This window comes from Polaromonas sp. P1_G2, from assembly GCF_056405515.1.
The window spans coordinates 1-882 of record NZ_JBFUBY010000561.1 but is presented as its reverse complement, the minus strand read 5'-3'; the positions used below and the strand labels follow the sequence as shown (position 1 = coordinate 882).

Below are 882 nucleotides of genomic sequence, written 5' to 3'. Positions count from 1 at the left end.
CGTCGATGCTGGCGCGCAGGTGTGTGGCGCCCAATTCAATCAGCTCGCCCAGCAGCGTCTGGCTGTCCAGGCCCAGCTCCATGAACCGCAATTCCAGGCGCCTGCCAAAGCGTTCCAGGCGCTCGACGCGAATCTGTTCACCTGCATTCGCTTGCACGCAACGCAAACCCAGCGCCCCAAGGGCCTGGCTGGCGGCATCCCAGGCATCACCGGAAGCAGGCTTTAAAGCCTCCAGCCAGCGCTGGCTGGTAGCGTCGTCTTCAAAACAGAGGGTGGCAATCGTTCTTACTTCGGACATGGGGTACTGCTGGCGTTCATCTTGCTGTGAAACAGGGCATCTGGAGTTGCCTGCGTTTTATGGAGGCTGGTGGGGCCGGGAACTGCGCGCCGGGTCTGGGGCGGTCGATCAGGCCCATCAAAGTCGCGCAGCGCTTGCCTACTTGATGCACGCCGTGAAGTGGTTGTTGCCGTTGGACATGCATTGGTAGAAGGCGCGGTCCCTGCCCGTGGCGGACTGGCAACTGCCCAGATTGGTCTCAGCCTTGGCGCGACGAAGCCTGGCGGCGTTGTTGTCGTAGTCGGCCTGGGTGATGTAGCCGGTTTTCAGGTTCTTGGCACTCACTTCCAGCGCCGTATCCGCCTGGTCCTGCGCATTCCTGACCGCGCTGCTGCAGTCCAGCGGCACCTCTTTGCTGTCTTTGGTTCCCAGGGCCTTTTCCATGCCCTTGGCAAAGTCCTGCACGTCTTTGGGAACCTTTTTTGTGCCGTCGGCGTTGTACTCGGTGGCGCGCACCTTGCCGTTGTTGTCGCCGCCAAAACTGCTGTTGCTGTGCAACTTCAGTGGTTCGACGCTCTTTTCGGTGGCAGGCGGCTGTGCGCCGT

The 882-nt window shown here is 61.3% G+C and carries 2 protein-coding genes; both read right to left on the bottom strand.

Annotated features, from left to right (window positions below):
• A partial coding sequence (locus AC1D0P_RS26175; RefSeq protein WP_477679391.1) for a hypothetical protein occupies positions 1–298 on the bottom strand: 298 nt, incomplete at its 3' end.
• A 138-nt stretch (positions 299–436) separates the two neighbouring features.
• A partial coding sequence (locus tag AC1D0P_RS26170; protein WP_477679390.1) for a DUF4124 domain-containing protein occupies positions 437–882 on the bottom strand: 446 nt, incomplete at its 5' end.